The following is a 21,575-nucleotide window of genomic DNA, read 5'->3' on the forward strand; positions in this document are numbered from 1 at the left end:
AGACTATTAATTCAGAGTATAGAACCAGATATGGATTCAACCCTAAAAGCCGTCCAATGAAATCTGTTATGATTTCAACGGGCGGCTTTTGCTGTTCACCTTTTATAGAAGGAAGGATTACTCTTCGCCCCACACTACGGTGATTTCATTCAGATCCTTATTGGTTGCAGACACCGAACCTGTGATTGTCACGGCATATTTGCCATCTTCACGACCCACGATGCTGAAGCCGTCTGCCTGGATATCCTGAGTGTTCTGACTCAAATTTTTGGTCTGGTAGTAGTCTTTGTAGGATGTTCCAACGGCTAGCAACGTTTCTTTGGTTGTGTACGTGAGCAATACTTTTTTGTCGTTGCCGCCTACATTACTCTCAATTAAGCTCGTTGCCTTGGCATCTTTTGGTAATGGGAAATCTGCTGGCAGATACTTGGATTTCACGCCTGCAGCCTGTGTGTTCGTGCCTGTAGATGGTGATGTCGATCCGCTGTTGCCGCTGGATGTTGACCCACCAGAGGAGCTTGAGGAGCCGATGCTTACTTTATTGTTCTGGGAATCATACTTCACTTCGGTCTTCAACGCATCGGCAATTGAACGAACGGGAAGATATGTACTGCCTTGATATGTAATTGGCGCAAGCTTTTTGCCCTGGTCACCTGTCGGTGTAAATTTCTGTCCGTTCACTTCGATGGCGAGCCCATGGTTCAGATAAGCTTTGATTGTCTCCAGTTGTGTACCTGCATATACACCTGCCGATCCGGTTAACACCATGCCAAACACACCCGCAGCAATCAACCACTTTTTGCTTTTCATCCTTAAACGCCTCCTGAGTTCAATGTCAGCCTTATGCATAATACGATTCAAGACGATCGCTCGATGTACGCGAAAGACTCATGTAGTTATGCTCATCATGTATGGGTACGAGCTTATTCGGATAACAGCCCGTTGTTCCACCAAATGTTAGCAATATAATAGCATCTGACGAGAGGTTGTAAACGATAAATGGACAAAACAGGACCAGGGGCGTACAAAAATAGTCTTTGTTGTATCTCCACTGTTCTTTGTCTCGTTAAGTTGTTCTTATATGAATAAAGTCACAAATTCCGGACCATACACTTGATTTCACCCATGCACATCATAGGGCTTGACCTGTACAGTTCGTTGAAAACAAAAGAGGGTGCTCCCATAGTCATGTCCATGATTTTTGTTCATGTTAGACTACCGAGACACCCTTTATCTCTTCATTAAACTATGTTGTTAGCATCGGTGTAATTCTGTCGCACAACCTGTCCAGCAAATCCCGGTCATGGCTTATGACCAGCATTCCAAGATCACGCTGGCGAGCCACTTCCATCACGGTATGCCAGATCTGTGCCTGAGTGATGGCATCCAGCATCGTTGTCATCTCATCTGCGATCACATAACGTGTCGCTGCACCGAGCGCTCGCGCTACACAGAAACGTTGCAGTTCTCCACCAGATAATTCACTCGGCCTACGATCCAACCAGGTTTGCTGAATACCCAAAGCTTCGAGCAACTGTTTATCCTGCACAGACGCCTCCTGCAACACGCGGCGCATTCGCCAGCGTGGATTCACAGCTTTCTCCGGATGCTGGAATACCAGCTGAACCGGACATACTCCTGTACGAGGGAGTGGTTTCCCATCCAAAAGGACTTGCCCTGCCACAGGTTCTGCATATCCTGCAAGGATGCGTCCAAGGCTTGTTTTTCCACAGCCACTTGGTCCCCACAAGCCAATGACTTCGCCTTGTTGCACCTGCATATTCATCTGTTGGAATACCCATGATTTCTGATCATAACGGTAACTCACGTCCCGTGCTTCAAGTGACATAGAAACACCTCACTTCTCCGCCCCGTACCTTACGAAGCTCTGGACGTTCGCGGGTACATACAGCGGTTGCTGCATTACATCGGGGAGCAAATGAACATCCTGTCGTAATCTCTTGACCCGCCAACGGCTGGGAGCCCGGAAGTGGCTGAAATCCGTTCTGTGGCAACGCATTCCAGAGTGCTTTCGTATACGGATGGCGCAGACGTTCCCCCGTTCCCGTAAAATCATCCACCTGCGCCGTCTCAACATTGGCACCCGCGTAAAATACAGCGACGCGATCAGCAGCCGTCAGGGCTGTCGTGACATCATGGGTGATCCACAGGATACCTACACCTTCATTAGCAAGTTCGCGAAATTGCTTCATCGTCTCGGCCAGTACTTCGGGATGAATGCCTGGTGTCGGCTCATCTGCAATGATCAGCTTGGGCTGACCTGAGGTCGCTGTAGCCATCAACACCCGCCTTGCCATACCTCCGGACAACTCAAACGGGTATTTTCCAGCTGTTCCTTGAGGAAGATGATAACGCTCCATTAGCTCCTGCTCCGTCTTTTTCATATGAGATCGAGTTATGAAGCCTCGTTTCCGTCCGGAATCTCGGGTTACCGGCTGAACTTGCCTTCCCACCCTCATCAGCGGGTCCAAATAACTAACGGATTGCGGAATCAACACCAGTTCGTCTCCACGCAGATGAACCTGCCGCTCTGGAGTCAAAGGCTCGCCATTATAGCTAATTCTACCTTCCAACTTGGCATTGGCAGGCAGAATGCCCATAATGGCTTGCGCCAGCACACTTTTACCCGATCCACTTGCGCCTACAACAGCCATGATCTCGCCCTCGTTTATGGAAAGATCCAGATTCTGAATGACATAAGTCTGTTCGTGCCCAAACCAACCGCGAGCGCGCCGAAATGACACCGACACTCCCTCAATATCAAGAAGAGCCATATTACCTCACCTCCCTTGAACTACCTGTACCCGTCAATGTCTTCAGACTGTTGCCCAATACATCAAACGCACGAACAACCACCAACAATGCCAGTCCCGGGAAAAAGGCGAGCCACCACATGCCAGCAGATAAATATCTCATCGACTCGGACAAAATAATTCCAATTGCCGGTTGTTGCGGGGACAACCCCAGCCCTAGAAACGTAATGGCTGCCTCATGCAGAATGGCATGGGGAAAGATTAGCAGTACGCCAACGAACAGCTGCGGGACCAGATGTGGCAGCATATGCTGCACCGCAATCTGTAACCGCGATTGACCCAACTTGTGTGAAATCTGAATGTACTCTGCGGATTTCAGTTGGATCATCTCCGCTCGTACAATCCGGGCCAGATTCGGCCAGTGTGTCAGCGCAATCGCTGCCGCAACTCCTGCCAAACCTCCACCGAATACAAAGGCCAACATAACCAGCGATACCAGATGAGGTACACTGAGGAACAAGTCGATAATCCATGAGATTACCCGGTCAGCAGCCTTGCTTGAAGCGGCAGCCAAACCCAATAGCAGTGCGATCAATCCGCCACCACATGCAGCAAGCAATCCCACTTGAATGCTGGTTGCCAATCCTTTTAACGTACGCATGAACATATCTCTTCCGAGCCAATCTGTGCCAAATGGGTGCGCCCAGGTTGGAGCCAAATTCCGATCCATTAGTGAAGTCAGCGTAGAACCAGCCGGAAGCAGCCTGCCCGTCAACCACACAACGGCAATCCAGATTACCGCGAGGCTTCCCCAGATCACCGCTCTTTGGCGAGGATTTCGGAAACGTTGATTGCTGGCAGCCGTATAATCTTTTCTCGTTGGGGGTGTTGTTCCTGTTCCTGTTCCAGTCTCAGCTTGTAGAGACCCCGTATTAACGTTGTACCGTACCTTTTGAGTCGCAGTTTTCACTTTCTGTACTTCGGCTATTTCTGCCGTCTGCTCGGAGGAGCGTTCTACCGTCTGCTTCATGACATCAGCTCCTCCTTCATCCGTGGATCGATCATACGATACAGAATGTCTGCAACCATATTACCTGTAAAAACAAAGATTGCACTGCACATCACAAGTCCGAGCAGCAGTGGAACATCTCCACGCAACCCCGCCTGAACCGTTGCCTGACCAAGGCCGGGGTATGAAAATACCTGTTCTGCAAGCACAGCCCCACCAAACAGTTCACTGAACGAAGCAAACTGCAGTGTTATGGCTGGCAAAACAACATGTCTGAACCCATGTCGACGGAACAGCTGAAATCCACGCTCACCCCGCGCTCTCGCAAACAGAATATAATCTGACTCAAGCACATCCGTGAGCTTCTGCCGGGTATGCAAAGCGATTGAAGCTACCCCAGTCAAACTGAGGGTCAACGCTGGCAGAATCATATGAATAGCCCGATCTCCCCAGGTCACCTGATCAGCTGACATTCCTGCGGGTACCCCAAGGCCAACTGGAAGCCATCCGAGCCACACCCCAAATACCATCAGCAGCAACAGCGCAATCCAGAATACCGGCGTGGAGGCCAGCGTATAACAATACCAACAGATCAGGCGATCCAGCTTCGAATTCCGTCTCATGGCAGCAACTACACCAAGAGTGAAACCAATGATGCCGGATAATATCCAAGCTACAGCCATAAGTGCGACAGAATTCATGAATCGTTCCTGGATAATATCCGCTACAGGTTGTCTGTAGATCATTGATGTCCCCAGATCTCCCTGAATCAGCGCTTGTCCCCAGGTCAGTAATCGTTCCACGGGAGATTCATTCAATCCCCAACGTTCTTCGATTAAACTGCGCTGTTCAGCGCTTACCCTGATCATGTCTCCACCAATGTAGGCTTCGATCGGATCAACAGGAGAGAATTGCATTAATATAAAAGACAACACACTGACTCCAACCAATAGAGATACAAGTCGCAACATTTTAAAACCAACAAATCTGGCCCATCCATTCCTGCCTGTCATCCAATCTCTCCCCAATTCAGGCTAAAGCTACCGGTACGTTTCCTACTTTGTACTGTTATCCCAGGACCATTCCTCCAGATTGGTTGTCACCGGCCAGCCGTGACCATGAGGATGGATCTGCTGCTCACCAATGTTCAGTCCATTCGTAACCAGATACAGATGATCTATATTTACGAGCCATGCCCATGGCGCATCACCCTGATAACTGAAACCTGTTGTTCCATCCCATTCCGCTTTCTGCCAGAACGGCAATGCCTCTTCTTCACTTGTTGCCTTAAGGGCTTTGTCCATCCAAGAATCCACGACAGGATTACTATACAGCCCCACATTGTAATACCCTTCTCCTTTGTGAGTACTGCTATAGAGGTTATAGGTTTCCAAAGGGTCATGACTGCCCCAACCAAATAATACAGCGTTGGAGTAAGCCATCTTTTTTGTCTCTTCACGGCTTTTGCCTTCAACATTGATTTTGATTCCCGCCTGGGCTACCATATCCGCAGCAGCCAGTGCCAGAGATTGTCTTGTTAAATCACCTGCAAAATAAAGCAGATTGAACTCGGCCTTAACGCCGTTTTTCTCGACGATACCATCACCATCCGCATCCACCCAGCCACCAGACGCTAGAATGCGCTTCGCTTCTTCTAGATTGGCATCTGTAAATACAGCTTCTGCATTGCTCCAAGGCAGATCATCACTGACGGAATACGCTGGACGACCGTATCCTTCCAGTACACCCTCAACCAAAGCCTCACGATCAATCACAACATTCACCGCTTGGCGAATCGCCAGATCAGATGTCACATCATTCCCTGCGGGAAGACCAGCGCCCGACTTGGCACCAGCAGGTTGCATGGGGAACATGATGCCCCGGTTATCTACGGTTTTCACGGCCTCTAATGTCATGCCATTCACCTGTTGTTTGCTAAACGCTGCCGGGATAGCAGCGATATCCACCGTACCTGCCTGCGCAGCGGCGTAGGCTGCATCTTCATCCAGATAGAGGAAGGTGAGTTTGTGGAAGGCAGACTTGTTACCATAATATTCTTCATTCGCTTCCACGATGGCCTGTTGTCCTTTGTCCCACTGAACCAGCTTGTACGGTCCCGAACCGACCGGATGTTCTGCATAATCGGCACCATAGGCGTGTTCAGGCACAATGCCAAGTGTCGTCAGCAGACTGATGAATGTAGACTGCGGCGACTTCAATGTGAATACAACCGTGCTATCATCAGGTGCCTGTACATCAGCCATATTGGTCAGATCAATCACGGACCCACTCTTGGCAGCTGTTTCAAACGTAAATTTTACATCCTCAGCCGTCAGGGGTTCCCCATCAGAGAATTTCACATCGTTCCGAAGCGTAACCGTCCAGGTCAGGCCATCTTCACTAACTGAGTATGCCGTAGCCAGATCGTTAACTAGTTGTAACTTGGCATCCCGCTTCAGCAAGGTACTCTGGAAAAGTGGTGACCCATATTGCCCCCATCCGGTTGTTGGATCAAACCCGCCTTCCGGCTCGGTGCCAACCGCCAGCACCAATTCGTCTTTGGTTGACGTTGTAACTGACTGTCCATTCTCTGCTGATGAAGCTATTGGCGCTGTGCTCTGTGCACAACCAGATAAACCAATGGAACATACAAGCAAAATGCCTAATCCTGTTCTACCTTTTCGTTTTCCCCATCTCCATGAAAATCTGCCCATTCTGGTCGTTCCCCCTCTAAATATGTGCTGCACTCCCTTTTATCGTGTTACTTTTTAGAGAAATTGTAGCACAAAACACAAATCATATGTCAACAAAGTTAACTTCATAATCCATATTTTTTCATATTTCAGAATTAATAAATAAAAAATTGTATAACCGAGCATTTGTAGCGCTCTATAAAGTCAGGTATTATAACAAACAAAAAAAACAGACGGTTGGCATCTAACCAATGGTCTGTTTTTTTAGATTTGCTATATTTTTTGGAAGATTACACTCTTATTTCATCTTAATCCGCAGAGCGATGATGATGGCTGTGACCATGCTGACCCGCACTGTGATTATGATCTGGACTTTGATCTGGATTGTGATCCTGACCGCTACTCTGAGCATGAGCCAGTTTGTTGAGTTCATCTACATAAGTCACGGAGAGCTCCGCATACAATACCCCTTTTTGCACCTGGATCTGTTGATGCAAATGACGCAATCGTCCCAGGTTACCCCGTACGGCAATTACCTCCAGGCATTGGTCATGGTTCAGGTGCACGTGCATATTGGAAATGATGTCATGATGCGCCTCATGCTGCAGCTCCATCAAACGAATGGGAAGATCACTGATATGGTGATCGTAGACCATCACAATGGTACCAGCCACATCCTGGTCGGATTGCAATGCAGAAGGTTGCAGTAATGTTTTGCGAACAAGATCACGGAAAGCCTCAGATCGGTTTTTGTATCCCTGTTCCTCAATATACTGGTCAAACTGCTCAATCAGAGGTGTAGGAAACGCCACCCCGAACCGGGTCAAATCTTCTTTGTCTGCCATACTTCTCCTCCTGCGCCCTCATTTGCTTCGAGTGTACCACAGACTTGTCTGCTCATCGACTATACTGTTGCATGAATCGTACTGCCGAATGTATCGCCTGTTGTCCAGCGTCACTCTCCAGATCAAATTGATAATCATGACCCAGCTTCTCTGACGAGTTCGAGAAAAACAAGGTTTCCACCTCAACATCAAGGCGCTTCAAGACTTGTGCCAGCTCAATCGATTGACTGGTCAACGGGTCATCATTGCCTGAGGTAATAAATGCAGGCGGGTACGCTGCTGTGGCCTGAAGCACGGTCGACATTTCATCCAGTCGTGGATAGTCTTCAAATGTTTTGACTCCCGTATATGACCAGAGAAATGTCCGTATGAGTGGAAAACCTGTATTGGCTACCGTACTTAGATTGTAAGGACCACAGAATAGAAGAACCCCACGCAGCTCTTCCGGCTGGGCGGCTGGTGTTATATTCATCAGTTTAGCCAGAGATGGATTGGTCACCACTGCCGCAGTCTGACTTGCAATCTGGGCACCTGCCGAATTGCCTGCGAGAAATATGTTTTCCGGGTCACCCTGATACTCACTGACATGGTTCTTCACGTAGGTCAAGGCCTTATTCGTCTGGATCACGGGAATGGGATATTTCGTATCCGGTGCAAGCGCATAATTCATACTGACGACAACGTAACCCTTTTTGACTAATTGTACGGCATAATCTGTGATGTCCTCTTTGTCACCCAAAACCCATCCACCACCATGAACCCACAGCACCACAGGCAAAGGTTCCGATGTTACGGAAGGATAATAGATATCCAGCGTACTGTCATTACGCCCTTCGTCTGCATAGGGTACATCCGCAACACGAGTTACGCCTTCCGAGATCATGCTGTCCTTGCTGTTCGTGTCTGGATTAGCAATCTCAATAAATGATTTTAATAAAAATACCGTTATTTTTGGTGTCCATTGTGTACCAATCCCAATAACACCTATGATCAAAATTAGTACAACGCTGGGAATCCAGTAACGTTTACGTTTAGAACCTTTTGCCCCCGTACGTTTCGTTTCCAACTTGGACTGCAATAGTTCCACCTCGTTCCATCATCATCGAAGTGTCTTTACATCTAAAGTTGTGTACGTTGCGAAGAGGACCAGGTTTCCTCTTATTTGAATCTTTTGGCAATTTCCTGTCTGACTTTCACATATGTAGTGGACACTTTTTGCTCCAGTGTATGAATATTTTGTTTTGAACCTGCCCACTTCTCTGCTGCAGAAGCCAAGGTGCTCAATGAGCTGAGTACACGTGACGTTTGGCCTTGCTTTGTATTCTGTTTGAACTGTTGTAGAGCGTTGGAATATCGTTCTTTTGCCAGACTCGCCTGTTTTTTAGCCGTTTGAATCTGTTTCTTCGCGGAGTCGGCCCCTGCTAGCATGGCTCGTAAACGTTTTACTTCCGTCGTCTTCCGTTTACGCGCTTCGGCAAGTTCCTTTTTCTTGATCCGGATGTCTTCTCTGGCAAGTTTCACAACGGGTCTCAACGTCTCTGCCTGAGTGCGGATCGCTGCACTCCATTCCTTATTTTTGATGGCTTTGGCTGCATCCAACTGTCTATTGACTGAACTGTATAGGGCAAATAGCGGTTCATATCGTGCTTGTGTTTGCTTCACCTTTTCAGCTAGAGCTGCGACCTTCGCATCATCGATTTGTCTTATTTCTACACGTAATCGCTCCAATTCCGCGGTATTGGCGGCATGAAGTGTCTTTATCTTTTGTTCCCAAGCCTGCTCTTGTGTCTTCCAGTTCCCCACTTTCTCGTACGCTTGCTTCAACGTTAACTTGGTTTGTGCGTCGGCTTTGTTCAAAACGGAATCCCATGCTTTTTGCGCGGTTACGCCAAGATCTACGCCCGCAGCCTCGACTGAAGAAGCAAAATAGATCGTGCCTGCACTGAACAGAATCACAAGCCCTATAAGCAGGCGTGATCCGAAAATAAGATGAGTCATCAATGGCAATTGACGATGCCGTACGTTACTTTGTTCCATCATGTGACTATGGCTACCTACTATTGGAGAAGGGAATAGAATGTCACTCGTCTCCATTAAAGCTATATCTTCTGTAGCTGTATCTTCGCTATGCTGTCGCCCCTTCTTTCCTTCTAATAAACCGTGATGTTCTATGAAGTTATGAGAGCTTGATCGTTCCAATAGGAAACAACACTCCATTGTCTCCTGTTCACTTACCGTTTCCTTCCATGCTTCTGTTTGCATCCGTCTCTACACCCTTTCTTCTAAAATATTTAGCAGAATAGCCAACGAAATCAGCGAACGACAAAAAAGCACCCGCAAGTCAGGCATTTGCCTGCTCTTACGGGTGCTTCCCTCATAAGCCGTTCCATATGAGATTCGATTGAACGAGTCGCTCGAACCTTTCCTTTTTCTAATATATTCCATTCACTGTGTCTGGTCAAGTAAATCTGGTTTCACTGGTTGAATAGAACTTTCAATCAACGGGAGAACCCTTCCCGCATATAGTTAACAACTGATACAACTCAGCTTATTGATTGACCAAAATAGCTTTCATTTCCTCGGTCAGATCCTCTTCTTTCAACATCATATAGATGTTCGGTCCCCTTACCGAGTTAAGCTTAATTTGGTAGACCGTATCCTGATCGGTGTAAAAACCGGTTCTTTGTCGCAGTAGCAGATCGCTGATTATTTTTTTATTTTTGGTAGCGACCTGTCTGTTACCATCGATATTTACATCCACAAAATTAGGCTCAGGATACACCATTCTGTATTTACCTGGATTATCAATCTCCTGTTTAACAAATTGGGCAGAAGCCATATCCTCAGCCGATACCGTAAGTTGATCATAGAGATTGTTCTGTTTGAGCCATTCCATCAAGCGGCCATAGCTTGCCTTGAACTGATAACTCACACTGTGGCTCGGTCGATCCAGATTTTCTTTGGAAGATGCTTCATCAAGATAATCCTGATAGACTTCTATCGAAGCGAACGATTCCCATGAGGATAGCTGGTCCTCATATGTCTGATTGAGTATTTCAGACTTCAAAAGTTCCTTGAATTCACGAATCAGCTTAGGATCGCTAATGAATACTTTACGCTCCGAGTTGAGACTGGATCGAATACCAATACTGCGAACATCTTCATCCAGTGCATAGGTGTCATAAGTCGTTGATTTATAATCTTCCCACTGTTTCACCTCTGCTAATTCCTGCCTGAATTCTTCTTCGGGAATCTGATACCTACGTGTCATCGTTTTCCCATTATTGAGTTGGTAGTCGATCAATACATATTCATCGTTGCTTCTGTTCTGACCGCTGTTCTGATTACGTACTCTTTCGAGCAAAGGCAGATCAGAGTGTACAATTTTCTGATGCAGTGCAAGCACAGCATCCACATAACCCGGGGTATCTGAATAAAATGGGCTATCATCCAGTTTTACACTTTTATCATTCACATAGATGTAATGGTCTCCTCCCAGTCGTACCATTTGTACATTTTCCTTTGAGGGCACATTATTAGCGTAACCGTTCCAATCGGCTACAGGGATATACAAAATTAATCCTACCACGATACCATATACTGCAAACCGGGGGAGTAACCTGCTGCTCCAGATGAGCCATGTTTTACGTATAATCATCTCAGCACCAATATAACCAACCACACCACCTAGCAGATAACCAAAGATACCCCATACACCTGATCCTTCAGGAGCAATTCTGGTAAAGTAGGCACCTCCTAATAATACCAATGTGAACATGAATCCAAAACGGAAGATGGGTTTGACGATCCTGAACGTAATTGCTTGTGTCGCCGACTCTACATGTCTTCTCGCATACAGCACATAACACAACACGAAGAGTATACAAGTTATAGCCGCATAAATTCCCAATTCCCCCCATTCTGGAGGATAATAACCCATAGAGCTCATTCGGAAGAGCAGGGATGTTTTTTCCATGTTAAAGTTACTCGAATTATTGTACGTAAAGCCAAGCAAATAACGTTGTAAATGAAGCTCATAAACTCCCCAAAAGATCACCGGAATTAATATTAGACCAAAAACTGTAAGTCCTTGCAGAATAGATTGGCCTATACACATTCCCACGGCAACCGTCAGGGTAAACATAAACAATGAGAAGATGCTCATCGTCACGCCCCACATCCAGATATCATGACCACTGAAAATATAGGATGGTTGATCGAGCACCGCCCATACCCACCCGGTAATCCCGGTGGTTATCCAGATCGGAAGCAGAATCATGACATATCCAGTCAACAGATTCATCGTTAACAGATGTTTACGCTGTAATGGCAGACTGTGGTATAAGTCCGCAGGTGCACCAGTTTGAATATAGCGGAAGAGTAGCAGAGCTATGGCGACAGGAAAGGTCAGCGCAAATACCAGATGAATTTCATTGGCCTGAAACAGACTGGTGATTTCCAGAGGCACTTCTATATATTGTGTTCCAATATATAAAGGTAACGAGAACAACAATGTGACGAGAAATAAAATGCCTATCCATCCATGCTGTCTGAAATTTTGGATCAGGATGCCCCGGTTACAGAACAATCGGTTGAATATCATACCCTGCGTCCTCCATTTCGTAAATAAAGATTTCTTCGAGCGTCAAAGGCAGTACATCCAGCAGATACGGATCATGTACACGGAATTGATCCGTTACCTGTTGTCGGTTGCCTTTGACAATGTACAGGGATACACTTCCCCGTTTCTCTTCATGCAAAATATCAATCTGCTCATCCATGGCTTTGGCATGGTCCGGGTGGCGGAATGCGACTTGGATTTTATGCGTATCGGCCTTCAGATCATCAAGATCCTTCTCTACAATAATTCGGCCTTTGTGCATAATCGCTACATGGTCACACAGATCTTCGATCTCACGTAAATTGTGAGACGAGATAACAATAGTTACTTGACGCTCAGCTGCTTCCTGGAAAAGCAAGTTTTTGATCTGCTGGCGCATGACCGGGTCAAGGCCGTCAATCGGCTCATCCATCAGCAGCACTTCAGGCATACAGCTAAGTCCCAGCCATACGGCTGCCTGACGGCGCATGCCTTTGGACATGCGATGTAACTTGCGTTTCACATCCAGTTTGAACACAGTAGCCAGTTGCTTGAATCGTTCCTCATTCCAGCGCGGATATACCGAACGATAAAATGCAGCCATCTGAGTTATTGAAGATTGCGGGAAAAAGTAGGGTGAATCTGCCATAAAAATTGTGCGGCCTTTGAGATCCATATTTTCATAAATCTCATTATCTTCGATACGAACAGTCCCGCTGTCCTGACGGTAAATACCAGCCATCATTTTGAGCAGCGATGTCTTGCCTGCCCCGTTGGAACCGAGCAAACCATAGATCGACCCCTTATGTATGTGCATCGTTACGCCATCCACTGCCTTTTCCTGTTCAAATGCTTTGACGACTTGATTCAGCTCAATCATGAGGCTCCTCCTTCTCTATACGGGCCATCGCTTCCTCAAACAAAAGCGTCATATCCGCTTTGGTCAAACCGGAATACGAAGCCTCTGCAATCAACTTCACCAGAGACTCTCTGATCTCATCTCTCATGGCTTCATTCGGATGTTCCACTGACGATGATACGAAGCTCCCTTTTCCCTGCAAAGAATAAATGTAACCTTCACGTTCAAGCTCACGATACGCTTTCTGAATCGTATTTGGATTCACGGTCAGCTGCGTGGATAATGCACGAACGGAAGGAAGCTGCTCGTCGGGCTTTAGAATACCGTATACGATCATTTCTTTGACTTTGTCCACTAGTTGCTCGTAGATCGCCTTACGGCTGCGTACATCTAATTCGAACATCCCGCACCTCCTTTCTGTAAATGTGTGAAATAACCCATGGGTTTTAAATGACTGTATCTGAGGTGTATGTGTAGTTATCTAAGTGTAAAAAGGTATTACCTAAGCTGTACAGCTGTACGTATTCAACTCTTAGGTGTATTAACTGTACTACTATTATTAATACAGTTAAAACGAATTGTCAACCGTTGACTTTGACTTCTTGTTTTATTGAGAGTACGTTAATAAAGATAGGTTATATGGTTTAAATGACATATATAATTTGGGAAGCAGGTCCATTCCGGCTTAGGACGGGGCACGATCAGGGTGGCGTTCACATGAAGTGAAGCAAAACGACTATCTGAAGCGATGTGGCTAGATGTGGCTACTCGAAGTGATACGGCTACCCGCAACCTTTGCTTGATTGCTTTTGACAGAATTACATGCAAAGGTTGTTCAGGTCTTTCCCCTTCCGTTATGATGGAGATGAAATATTGTTCAATAATCACTATATCTTTGTTACTTTTTGTGCGCGTTTAACCTGATTGATTGTTAGGTCTGTTATGCGTTAGTTGTGTTGTGTTGTGTTGTGTTGTGTTGTGTTGTCTCGCGTTATAGATCTATTGTCTGCACAAACGGTAGGCCGTACAGTAGCAGCTAAATTAGAGTTAGCGAGACTTTGTATTTGCTTTAAATTCGGGTTTGCACAAATAAGCTACTATGCAGTGGTCGAGTGTAGACTGGGCCCGTTATTCATTTGGCTTGTTGGTCTAAAATTCTAAGGCTATATATGATTCGCGTTGGATGGGTCGGGCAGACTCCAGCCTTTTTAATCGTTTATCTGTTCGTTTGGAGGGCCAACTCGTGCTGTCCGCACTGAGCATACATATTGTAGATATGTCTTTCAAAGGGTGGACACGGACATGAGAAAGCACTTCGGAATTGATATTCTACATATAGATCATTTTTAATTTTATATCCAAAAACATCTATATGTAGTGTTTCATATTCCTGGATGGATATAGTATCTTTTTAGAAAAAGTGTCCACTCTTTGAAAGACAAAATGAAGATAAATGTCCTTTTGTAGTGGACAAATATATCCCCGAATTCCATTTATATAAGCTGAACTATACATTTACAAGGAAATATAAAAGTCAGTAATAACCCTAAGAAGTGTAACTAGAAGCTTGCTGTAAGAAAGATACTATGGAAGCATATGTTACACTGCTAATACCTCACAAGGAGAATCCGAGATGAATGAACATAGACAGGATGAAGATCAGAATAATAAACCAAACGCATCATTCGAAAATAGTGGACACCACGGGGATTTAACTGGGGAAATAAACACTTCAGATACTAGTCCGGTACAAGCAAATTTATCACAACGTGTGTTAATTGTAACCGCGGTTGATGCGGAAAAAGATGCGGTCCTCCGTGGTTTGGGAGACATGGCCGCGGAACGATTTGACGTCATCGCTGCGGGCGTTGGCCCAGCCTCGGCCGCAGCAGGAACAGCCGCTACATTGGCATATGCCGTAGCGGCTGCGAGCACTAGGGCGTTGGCGCAGGGTTCCACTGCGCCAAGCCCATCCGATGTGGCACAGGCATCTGCCACATCTTCAAGGCCGGGGCCCCTTGCCGGGACCGGTAGTTCACCAGCCTACATGCTGGTGATCAGTGCCGGCATCGGCGGCGGGTTCCCCGGCCGGGCAGACGTCGGCTCCCTCGTGGTAGCCGACGCCATGGTTGCTGCCGATCTGGGCTCGCAGACGCCAGACGGCTTCCTTAGTGTGGACGAGCTCGGATTCGGCTCGTCCATTGTGGCGGCGGACGCAGAGCTTGCCGCTCGCCTGCGCCATGAACTGCAGCGGGCTGGGCTCGCTGTCAGCGGAGGCACTGCGGTCACCGTGTCCACGGCGACCGGAACAGCGGAGACGGCCGCGGAGCTATTGCGCCGTGTGCCCGATGCCGCCGCCGAAGGTATGGAAGGCTTCGGCGTGGCAACAGCTGCCCAGCAGTTCGGCGTGCCAGCACTCGAACTGCGGGCCATATCCAACGCGGTCGGTCCACGCGACCGCGACGCTTGGCGCATCAAGGATGCCCTCGATGCGCTACAGGCTGCAAGTTCCATTTTACGGGAGGTTATTACATCATGAAAATTGCATTTTCCCCTTGTCCAAATGATACATTTATCTTTCACGCGTGGGTACACGGTTTGATCCCGGGTGCACCTGAGCTGGATGTCCGTTATGCTGATATTGATATTACCAATGGTCTGGCCGCAAATCCAGATGGACCCGACACACCTGAAGTGATGAAAATATCTTATGCAGCACTGCCATACGTGTTGTCTGACTATGCTCTGCTTCCTGCTGGAGGCGCACTTGGCAGAGGATGTGGTCCTTTGGTTCTGACCGCAAACGGCACGACCGATCCAGCATATCTGTCTGGACGACGGGTCGCTGTACCAAGCGAGCGCTCGACAGCATATATGTTATTCCGTCTGTGGGCAGCGCAAAATGTTCCTGGCGGTGTAGGCGAGATTGTTGTTATGCCATTCGACCAGATCATGCCTGCTGTTCGTGACGGCAAAATCGATGCCGGACTTGTCATCCATGAAGCACGCTTCACGTACCAGAACTATGATCTCAAACTAATGACAGATCTCGGGAACTGGTGGGAAAGCGACACAGGCCTTCCGATCCCGCTTGGAGCGATCATCGCACGTCGCAACATGGACGCTCATGCCCTCGCTGGATGGGCACGCGCCTCCGTTGAATATGCATGGGCGCACCCGGATGAGTCGAGAGCATACGTTATGGAACATGCCCAAGAAATGGACCCTGACGTAGCTGCACAGCATATCGGCCTGTACGTTAATGAGTTCAGCGCCAACCTGGGCGATGATGGTTACGGTGCAATCACTGCACTGCTTGGTCGTGCCATGAAAGAAGGACTCGTTCCCGAGTTCGACCTTGATCTGTTGCGGATATAACATCTATATCTCTTCGCTCTATATCTAAAGAACACAGCGCATCTTATTTAGCCGAATAACGTGGTATGAGAATTCTAAAGAATCTCAGACACCGTATTCGGCTAGAATTCGTTCATATCGTCAACAAACTCGCCTAATTCCACACAATAACGCTTCTACGATTCGTTAGAAATTGGTATGTGCAGATTTTCCTAGAATAGCGTGTGCTCGGTTCGTTAGAGTCCGTTCCAAGGCGTTCTGAGGAGCAAGCTTTGTAGAAGCCTATTCGGGGATTCGAAATTTAAGTGGTTTGTAAAAGTAGACTTAGGGTGCTACAAATTCGCAGTTTTTTTCTCTTACGAACCCAGCGCACCTTATTTAGCCGAATATCATGCTACGAAAATTCTAACGAATCCCAGACACTCTATTTAGCTAAAAAGCGGCCATATCACCAACAAACTCGCTTCATTCCACACAATAACGATCCTACGATTCGTTAGAAATTGGTATGTGCAGATTTTCGGCGAATAGCGTGTGCTTGGTTCGTTAGAGTCCGTTCCAAGGCGTTCTGAGGAGCAAGCTTCGTAGAAGCCTATTCGGGGGATTCGAAATTTATATGGTTTGTAAAAGTAGACTTAGGGTGCTACAAATTTCGCAGGTTTTCCTCTTACGAACCCAACACACCTTATTTAGCCGAAAATCATGCTTCGAAAATTCTAACGAATCCCAAACACTTTATTCAGCTAGAAATCGGTCATATCGCCAACAAACTCGCTTCATTCCACACAATAACGCTTCTACGATTCGTTAGAAATTGGTGTGTGCGGATTTTCGGCGAATAGCGTGTGCTCGGTTCGTTAGAGTCCGTTCCAAGGCGTTCTGATGAGCAAGCTTTGTAGAAGTCTATTCGGGGTTTTCGTGGATACAAACCACTTAGCTAGCCAGGGTGATGGTGGTGTCCTTGCGTCTTGTTTCTTAAGAGCTTAGTTACTTAGGGGTAGTAAAGGTCGCATCCAGGAGGGCAACGAATCGGAGTCTGTCCTTTGACTGCCCCGTACCTGTTTTGCTGAATTCCTACCTTCCAGCAACAGTTATATAAGCCTTACCGGGTTTCGGGTTTCGGGTTTCGGGTTTCGGGTTTCGGGTTTGCGATTTGCGGTTTGCGGTTTGCGGTTTGCGGTTTTAGAGTCTATTTTTTACCTAGGCAAAAAACTTTCATCAAGATACTTGCTGCAAACTAGTGACCTCACTAACCATGTTGGACTACACTACCCATGACACGAAATAGAAAGAGCTGTCCCCTAACGTCAGACTTAAGACGATGGGATAGCTCTTTTTTCACTCTATGTTCAACTTCATATCTATACTCATATCTATCACTCTGCTCAACCCAAGATCGAAGCAGACAAAAACCATGCAACTCCACGCTCTCCACGTCATCTTGAACCCTACTGTAACCCTTCCCAACCCAATGCTCTCCCTCTCACAACGGTGGTCTACGAATTCAACCGTCGCCTACGATCTGCTGCAACCGCAGCCGAACGATCGCAACCATCTCCTACGAATCAGCCACAACCGTGCGGATCATGATTCGCAGAGCATCCAGCATCATGGGAATAGGCAGCGAAGGGACGGAAGGCTGCAACACCGCCATCTCTGTGGAGGCTGGAAAGTGTACAAATCCGGCACGGATCGGAAGCTGCCCTATACGAATATAATCCAGTACCCGGTACATCGTGTTGTTGCAGATATATGTACCTGCTGTATTGGACACGGCAGCGGAGATACCTGCTGCGGACATGTCATCCACCATGGCACGTATGGGCAAAGTGGAAAATAGGCCGTCTGGGCTGCCGTCTACAATTGGCTCGTCCACAGGACGTTGTCCTTGGTTATCCGCGTAGGAGCCTGGCGGAATGTCTTTGACATTCACGGCGATCCGCTCCGGTGTGATGCATGTTCTGCCCTTGGCCAGCCCACAGGCGATGACGACATCTGGCCGATAGGCTTCCATCTCTGCGATTAGCAGGTCTGCACATTCATCAAAGTGCACGGGCAACAGTACTGTTTTTAGCTCAGCACCCTCGATCACTTCGTTTGCAAGAGCCTCCATTAACGCCCCCGTCGGATTCACTGCATCCCCGCCAAAAGGTTCAAACCCGGATATCAGAATCTTCACCATCACACGTCAGCTCCTGTCTATTTACTCCGATTTGTAACGTAATCCCCACTGGCCCCGAATCGTGTCCATCAGCTTCATGATTTCCAAGGATTCGTCCAGTCTAATGGTGTTGCTCTCCGTCCGACCTTCGAGGATACAACGTCCCGCTTCTTCTGCCTCAAAAGCATAACCAATGCACGTTCGATCATCCGTGAACTTCTCAGGCTCGTCCTGACCATTCACATGCAGATAGGCTTCTTTGCCCGCCAGGAATAAAGGGAGACGAATCTTGCCTTCTGTACCGTATATGACCGCTTCATTGCTGAGGTTCAGACGAATGGCAGCACTCAGTGATGCAGAACGTCCCTCGGAATAGGACAACAATACGGAAAACTGCTCGTCCACACCCGTCTCACCGATATTGGCCGTACTCCATACATGCTGGGGCTGTTCGCCAAAGATCATCGACGCAAAGGAGATCGGGTACACCCCTGCATCCAGCAACGCTCCCCCACCCAGATCCGGATTAAGCAATCTTCCTTCCGGCTCCCAGCCGACACGGAATCCAAAATCTGCCTGAAGCAAACGCACTTCACCGATTCGTCCTTCTGCAATCCATGCTCTGGCTTGAGCGATCGGTGGCAAAAAGCGTGTCCACATTCCTTCCATCAGGAAAAGGTTGCGATCCCGTGCAGTCTCCACCAGTTGCTCCAACTGACGCGTATTCATGGTAAACGGCTTTTCACAGAGAACCGCCTTGCCTGCCTCCAGACAAGCCATTACATTCTCCTTATGTACAGGATGCGGTGTTGCCACATAGATAATATCTACCTCAGGATCTTGCAGCATCTCATCATACGAGCCGTAAGCGCGTGCAAAACCATATTCAGCTGCAAACTTCTCCGCGCTTCCCGCTGTCCGTGAACCTACTGCTGCTTTCACTGCGTTCCCGGCATGCTCCAAATCCCTTGCAAACTGGGATGCAATCCATCCCGTGCCCATAATGCCCCAGCGTACTTTGTCCCGTCCCACTACTTCTGTCATATTAAAGCCTCCCTACTGCAATTTGAGTTGAAAAGGTTCATGATTCAGATCAGGCCAACATGTTATCCCCTTTATTTTACCAAAAAGAAACGCTTGCGTCAGAAAACGATTTCGATTATGTGCTTTCAATAGACTTCAAGCTCATCAGGGCCTCGAACATATCTGTGTACATTTCAATTCTCCAGTAGATTTGCTAAGATTATCAGCAGACTAGGGCCAAGAAGTCTTGTCCGTAAACATACTTGTAACTAGCGACAATCTGGTTAAACTATCGATCACATCTGATAACGGGATCATATACCCTGTGCTATTCATAAAACATCTGACTTTACTGCAAACGCGCTTTTGACAAGACAGCCAGTAATCATAACATCATGCAAAACGCATCAATACACGTTCAAGAAAGACCTTCAGGTCCGAGAAAATATGGTACGTTCCAGATTCAATTATTACCTAAACTGTTCATAAGAGAGGAGGTCACATAGCAACATGACTACCATCCCCGGTACCGCCCACAGCAGCATGAATCCACACACGTTGCACCAGCAGACAAGTCCCAATTCAGAAAAGGAATCCTCCACCCGAGCAGACCTGGATGCATTCTTGAATGATACCCTGATCGAACTTCGTCAGGCAGAACATATTATAACCCGTGGGAAATGGCGCTGGTCCACAACTGAGCTAGCTCATCATACCTTCATATACATGCACAAATTCACAGGCCAACTGATCATAAATGGAACCAAATCTCACGTGGTTCGCAAATCAGCTTGTCTGTCCCTACCAGGAACTGCAATTGAACTGATTAGTGATGAAAACCATGATATTGAACTGTATATCATTCACTTTGATCTGTATCGGGCTACGGAGAAAACAAAAGCCAGACGAATCTACGAACGTGAGCTCAGTTCACCTGTTACAGGCTGGATTCAGGGCCCATTTTACGGTATACAACGCATTGCTGCACAGCTTACACAACTGACTAACGAAGGTTTGGAAACAGGCTTGAAGGCACAGCTCTTCCTGACGGAACTGTTACATATGCTCTGGCCTCAAGAAGACCAGACTGACGTAGGGGCTGGGCAGGATGAACCCGAACAGTGGCTCAGGTCCACCCTGCAATACATGCGCGAAAACTACATGCACGAGATCAAACTGGAAAAGCTGGCTGAACTGGCTGACATGCACCCGTCCTATTACTCACAGCTATTCAAGAGCCGCATGCAGAAAAATCCGATTGAATACATCACTCATCTGCGTATGAACCGAGCCAAGGAATTACTGCTTACTTCAGATCTGCGTATCCGTGATGTGGCTCGTGAAGTGGGTTACCGTGACGAATTTTATTTCAGCCGACGTTTCCGAAACCATGCCGGTTATGCGCCAACTTCCTATTCGAAGCAGGTCCACCGAAATATCGTGTCGCTCTCCTATCCATACACGGACCACCTGATGACACTTGGTATCACGCCATGCGCAGCTCAGATCCAAGGCCATCTTCCTCATATGCCCAAATCGCTGACGCTGCCCTTCCACGCCTATGAACCTTGGGAACAGGGACGTCAGGCTTTCCTTGATGTGAATCCTGAATTGATTCTGACCAAGGACAATGCAGCTGCCAAAGCGATGGAGCATATTGGCGATGTCGCCCCCATCATCACGATTCCCTGGAACCAGACAGACGTCTTTGGTCATCTGCATCAGATTGCATCCATTGTGGATCGTACCCAAGCAGCGACAGATTGGCTGGATCGACATGAACGCAAGGCAGAGCGTGCACGCAAAAAAATCAAGGAATTCGTCGGGGACATCACCGTTGCCGTTGGCACGTTAACGCCTAAAGGTCCACGGATGTACAGCCATCGGAACTTTGGACATGTCTTTTATCGAACCTTGCAATTGGCCGCTCCTCAGCGCATTCAGACCGAACTGGCTGGCAAATCTCCCGGCGTTGGATTCAACTGGCTGCCCTTCACACCAGGAGAATGGGACGGACTGGAGGCAGATGTGCTGGTACTGGCGATTAATTCTATGCATGAAAAGGCAACACTGTTGAAAGAGATGGCTTCGAATCCACTGTGGAACAGCCATCCTGCGGTAAAAAACGGACGTGTACATCTCATCGACTGGAACTCGTGGGTCGTATATGCTCCATATTCCATCAACATCCAGCTCGATGAAGCGCTCTCTATGTTGACGAACAAACCTTCACTTTTGTAATCTAAAAAATGTC

General features: G+C 47.5%; 17 protein-coding genes. 3 read left to right on the forward strand and 14 right to left on the reverse strand.

Going from position 1 to position 21,575, the window contains the following annotated elements; all coding sequences use genetic code 11:
* Positions 1-117: 117 nt before the first annotated feature.
* The 12 genes from J2Z28_RS08070 to J2Z28_RS08125 form a co-directional block, all read right to left on the reverse strand.
* Entirely contained in the window at positions 118-810 is a 693-nt protein-coding gene (locus tag J2Z28_RS08070) for a stalk domain-containing protein (RefSeq protein ID WP_211081859.1), read from the reverse strand.
* A 436-nt stretch (positions 811-1,246) separates the two neighbouring features.
* Complete coding sequence (locus J2Z28_RS08075) at positions 1,247-1,849, reverse strand: ABC transporter ATP-binding protein (RefSeq protein ID WP_211081860.1); 603 nt, start codon at positions 1,847-1,849, stop codon at positions 1,247-1,249.
* Positions 1,839-2,795, reverse strand: a complete 957-nt coding sequence (locus J2Z28_RS08080) for an ABC transporter ATP-binding protein (protein WP_211081861.1) — start codon at positions 2,793-2,795, stop codon at positions 1,839-1,841. Before J2Z28_RS08080 ends, J2Z28_RS08075 begins: the two co-directional genes overlap by 11 nt.
* Position 2,796: 1 nt before the next feature.
* Positions 2,797-3,804, reverse strand: a complete 1,008-nt coding sequence (locus J2Z28_RS08085; protein WP_211081862.1) for an ABC transporter permease — start codon at positions 3,802-3,804, stop codon at positions 2,797-2,799.
* Complete coding sequence (locus tag J2Z28_RS08090) at positions 3,801-4,796, reverse strand: ABC transporter permease (protein WP_211081863.1); 996 nt, start codon at positions 4,794-4,796, stop codon at positions 3,801-3,803. The genes J2Z28_RS08085 and J2Z28_RS08090 overlap by 4 nt, the downstream gene beginning before the upstream one ends.
* Before the next feature lie 42 nt (positions 4,797-4,838).
* Positions 4,839-6,497: an ABC transporter substrate-binding protein gene (locus J2Z28_RS08095; protein WP_211081864.1), complete on the reverse strand. Its 1,659-nt coding sequence runs from the start codon at positions 6,495-6,497 to the stop codon at positions 4,839-4,841.
* A gap of 287 nt (positions 6,498-6,784) precedes the next feature.
* On the reverse strand, positions 6,785-7,321 hold the full coding sequence (gene nikR / locus J2Z28_RS08100) for a nickel-responsive transcriptional regulator NikR (RefSeq protein WP_211081865.1): 537 nt from the start codon (positions 7,319-7,321) through the stop codon (positions 6,785-6,787).
* Positions 7,322-7,373: 52 nt separating this feature from the next.
* A complete protein-coding gene (locus J2Z28_RS08105) occupies positions 7,374-8,399 on the reverse strand; it encodes an alpha/beta hydrolase (protein ID WP_211081866.1) in 1,026 nt (341 codons plus the stop codon).
* An 80-nt stretch (positions 8,400-8,479) separates the two neighbouring features.
* Entirely contained in the window at positions 8,480-9,583 is a 1,104-nt protein-coding gene (locus J2Z28_RS08110) for a hypothetical protein (RefSeq protein WP_211081867.1), read from the reverse strand.
* Between the two features lie 286 nt (positions 9,584-9,869).
* On the reverse strand, positions 9,870-11,924 hold the full coding sequence (locus J2Z28_RS08115; RefSeq protein ID WP_211081868.1) for an ABC-2 transporter permease: 2,055 nt from the start codon (positions 11,922-11,924) through the stop codon (positions 9,870-9,872).
* Positions 11,899-12,801, reverse strand: coding sequence for an ABC transporter ATP-binding protein (locus tag J2Z28_RS08120; protein ID WP_047841850.1), 903 nt, complete (start codon positions 12,799-12,801; stop codon positions 11,899-11,901). Before J2Z28_RS08120 ends, J2Z28_RS08115 begins: the two co-directional genes overlap by 26 nt.
* A complete protein-coding gene (locus tag J2Z28_RS08125) occupies positions 12,794-13,183 on the reverse strand; it encodes a GntR family transcriptional regulator (RefSeq protein ID WP_036606399.1) in 390 nt (129 codons plus the stop codon). The genes J2Z28_RS08120 and J2Z28_RS08125 overlap by 8 nt, the downstream gene beginning before the upstream one ends.
* 1,230 nt (positions 13,184-14,413) lie before the next feature.
* Between J2Z28_RS08125 and J2Z28_RS08130 the strand changes: the two genes are divergently transcribed.
* Positions 14,414-15,319, forward strand: coding sequence for a futalosine hydrolase (locus J2Z28_RS08130; protein WP_211081869.1), 906 nt, complete (start codon positions 14,414-14,416; stop codon positions 15,317-15,319).
* Positions 15,316-16,158 (forward strand): 1,4-dihydroxy-6-naphtoate synthase, encoded by an 843-nt coding sequence (locus tag J2Z28_RS08135; RefSeq protein ID WP_091015692.1) that lies wholly within the window; start codon positions 15,316-15,318, stop codon positions 16,156-16,158. Before J2Z28_RS08130 ends, J2Z28_RS08135 begins: the two co-directional genes overlap by 4 nt.
* Positions 16,159-17,695: 1,537 nt before the next feature.
* On the opposite strand, the gene J2Z28_RS08140 is transcribed toward J2Z28_RS08135, so the two are convergent.
* Positions 17,696-18,319, reverse strand: coding sequence for a pyroglutamyl-peptidase I (locus J2Z28_RS08140; protein WP_211081870.1), 624 nt, complete (start codon positions 18,317-18,319; stop codon positions 17,696-17,698).
* A 21-nt stretch (positions 18,320-18,340) separates the two neighbouring features.
* Complete coding sequence (locus tag J2Z28_RS08145; RefSeq protein ID WP_211081871.1) at positions 18,341-19,342, reverse strand: Gfo/Idh/MocA family protein; 1,002 nt, start codon at positions 19,340-19,342, stop codon at positions 18,341-18,343.
* 489 nt (positions 19,343-19,831) lie between these two features.
* Here J2Z28_RS08145 and J2Z28_RS08150 point away from each other — a divergent pair, with 489 nt between their 5' ends.
* On the forward strand, positions 19,832-21,562 hold the full coding sequence (locus tag J2Z28_RS08150; RefSeq protein WP_211081872.1) for an AraC family transcriptional regulator: 1,731 nt from the start codon (positions 19,832-19,834) through the stop codon (positions 21,560-21,562).
* The last annotated feature ends 13 nt before the right edge of the window (positions 21,563-21,575 follow it).

It is taken from the genome of Paenibacillus xylanexedens (genome assembly GCF_017874615.1).
In the GTDB taxonomy this organism is placed as follows: Bacteria; Bacillota; Bacilli; order Paenibacillales; family Paenibacillaceae; genus Paenibacillus; species Paenibacillus xylanexedens.